The 2,444-nt window shown below is 37.7% G+C and carries 3 protein-coding genes and 2 pseudogenes; 1 reads left to right on the top strand and 4 read right to left on the bottom strand.

Going from position 1 to position 2,444, the window contains the following annotated elements:
• A pseudogene (locus tag DNK84_RS15185) lies at positions 1 to 151 on the bottom strand (IS256 family transposase); the annotation flags it as partial.
• Positions 152 to 190: 39 nt separating this feature from the next.
• On the opposite strand from DNK84_RS15185, the gene DNK84_RS14145 reads away from it, so the two are divergent.
• On the top strand, positions 191 to 343 hold the full coding sequence (locus tag DNK84_RS14145; protein WP_162902128.1) for a hypothetical protein: 153 nt from the start codon (positions 191 to 193) through the stop codon (positions 341 to 343).
• Here DNK84_RS14145 and DNK84_RS00550 read toward each other — a convergent pair.
• The 3 genes and pseudogenes from DNK84_RS00550 to DNK84_RS00540 all read right to left on the bottom strand — a co-directional run.
• A complete protein-coding gene (locus DNK84_RS00550) occupies positions 340 to 1,251 on the bottom strand; it encodes a phage integrase N-terminal domain-containing protein (RefSeq protein WP_119342631.1) in 912 nt (303 codons plus the stop codon). The genes DNK84_RS14145 and DNK84_RS00550 overlap by 4 nt on opposite strands.
• A complete protein-coding gene (locus DNK84_RS00545; RefSeq protein ID WP_119342630.1) occupies positions 1,248 to 2,048 on the bottom strand; it encodes a hypothetical protein in 801 nt (266 codons plus the stop codon). Before DNK84_RS00545 ends, DNK84_RS00550 begins: the two co-directional genes overlap by 4 nt.
• A 147-nt stretch (positions 2,049 to 2,195) precedes the next feature.
• Positions 2,196 to 2,444 (bottom strand): annotated as a pseudogene (locus DNK84_RS00540) (hypothetical protein); the annotation flags it as partial.

Genomic DNA, 2,444 nt, shown 5'->3' with positions numbered 1-2,444 from the left:
TTAGTTCACCTTGTAAAGCACGTTCAACCAGACCTTTGGTTAATTGCTTCAATACGCCATCTGATTTAAATAGATTGGATAAATCAGCACCTGATTCAACAATGAGATCAAGCGCTTGATCTAATGCTTTGTTTTGTTCTTTATTCTTCATCTTTCGTCCTTAGATTATACGTTTTAACCATTATAACCTATGAAAGAATTTACACAGTTATTTCAATACTCCCCAGAAAATTGGACCTTATTTATTGATACAATGGTATATGGCGATAAGCCAAGTTATACCTCAGCAATGAAAACACTAAAAAAGCTATCTGATATTGCAATTAATGCGATTAGTAATTAACCGATATAGTTTTTCACAATGGCTTCTCTGGAGTGGCCAAGATCATAGGATATAACCTCTCTGACCATTTTATCAATGCACTTTTGATCTGGTGTTAGCTCATTGCGTTTTGGACCACCATCAATAGGCGATCGCCAACCATTGCCCTTAGTATGATAGTTGGTTAGTTCAATATAGCGACGTTGCGCATAGGCATGTCGCAAACCATGAAGGTTTTTCATGCCAGCACGATGTGTTAGATCATCGTATTGATTGCGTCTTTCAATGTAGGTCATATTTTTAGGGATCATTGATTCTTTGCCCACTAAATTCATAGCTTTCTTGATGGTTTTAAGTTGCTCAGGTGTGGTTATGGGGATAATTCGCTCAATACCACCTTTCGTCCAGCTTGCCTGAAGTTTCAGGTAATGCGTATTGGCACCTGTTTCTCTGTAGGCTTGAAGTGGCTTGATTTTAAGGCACTCTTCGCGTCTTAACCCAAATTGCTGTTGAAGCTCTAATGACATGCGTAAACGTTCATCGTTAATATTGTCTAATGTCAGCTCATTAACAGCTTTGTTTTCAGTAGGAATGTAAGAGCGTCGCTCAATACCTAGATCATCGTTTGATTTGACAACGGTAGATCGACCATATACATCACAAACAAATCTAATGTTGGCCATACGATTTTTAATTGTCCCTGCTGATAGCCCCGATTTTTTCCAGTGCTCAACGAGTTGTTCTATGTGCTTTTGCTTGATGTTTTTAAGGTGGGGTAGTTTATTACAGCCGAGATGATCCAGATCGCGATAGATGGTTTTTAGTCTAGCTGACATGCTATGTCTGGTTGCATAGGACATTTGCTGCTGGTGCTTCTTACAAAATTGATTAATCATATAGTCTGCGTTCTTTAATTGTTTTTTGCTCATAGGATAGCCTCTAGCAATATTTTCTTTTCTGAGTAGCCCATTTCTTCCATAAGCAGTTTGTAAGCATCATCCTTTGTTATTCCTTTCTTCATGAGTGAAGCTAGCCGCTTGTAACCATATATTGCGCGGAAATTCGCATTGTAATCAATCTTTAACAGGGCAAGTTCTGCGTTGTACAGTTGAGCAATATGTCTCTCAGTTGCCATCTCGCCAAGAGTTGCTAAGCCACCAATGATGCTACGCAATTCATTGATGGTATCTCTTTGTTCTGGTTTGTACATTGTGATAACACGCTTCTTTCGATTATAAGCTATGTTTGTGGGGATATATAAATCAGCATCGACAACACAATTAGCTACAGGTAAACGTATGACTTCATACTTTGTTAAACCAAAGCTTAATTGCATTTTTAAGATGATAGCGGTAATTTTCGATTCAACCTGATGAACAATATCTTCAGACAAATATTTTGATCGGTACTGCTTTTGCTTTTGTATATCAAGCTCAGCATTGCTTGGGATCGTAATGTTGAATTTTCCATATGTATTGAAAGTGCGTAAAGCACCTAATTTATTGATCATGGTTGCTTGAGAGTTGCCTTTGGTTTTCCAAAGATCGGTAAGTTGAGTGACATGCGTTGATGTCATGTGATGAAATCCTGGTGGCATTATTTTTAAGTCCAACATGTCTTTCACAATATTGGTTAAAATTTTGCGCATCGTTTCACGATGATTATTTGTTCCTTGCGAATACTTAAGCAAGGTTGTATTAATTTGATTGATTAATTTACTTTTCATGTTGCCTTATCCATACCACTTTACCGTTAAACCCTTTCAAGCGTTAAGTGTTAAACCGCCTAATTTATTGTTTTGAAAACACAATAAATTCCACCATGTAAGATGGGATGAGCGGAAATTTGGGGCGCATTCGGAATTTGTGGGTATTTAGGCTGCTGCTTGCAATCCTCCTTCATAGGACATTTCTTCAATGTTTCGCCATCTCCCAGCCTTATAAAATGAACGTATAAGCAGCATATCATTGGCACTCTCTTCATTCCAAAAAATAGAATTGCCTTTCATTTTTAGATTAATAACCCTGCGAACACTGCTTTCTATAGCACCACTTCCTTGTGGAAAGCCATTATCTTTACGGTTCTTGTAATTTACCGCTCCCATATGGTTTATAAAATATCC

Source organism: Facilibium subflavum (assembly GCF_003574485.1).
GTDB lineage: Bacteria > Pseudomonadota > Gammaproteobacteria > Francisellales > Francisellaceae > Facilibium > Facilibium subflavum.
This window is presented reverse-complemented; position numbering and strand designations above follow the sequence as displayed.

Coding starts and splice junctions, on each gene's coding strand:
- DNK84_RS00550 (WP_119342631.1), bottom strand. CDS start 1,251: ATGAGCAAAAAACAATTAAAGAACGCAGACTATATGATTAATCAATTT.
- DNK84_RS14145 (WP_162902128.1), top strand. CDS start 191: ATGAAAGAATTTACACAGTTATTTCAATACTCCCCAGAAAATTGGACC.
- DNK84_RS00545 (WP_119342630.1), bottom strand. CDS start 2,048: ATGAAAAGTAAATTAATCAATCAAATTAATACAACCTTGCTTAAGTAT.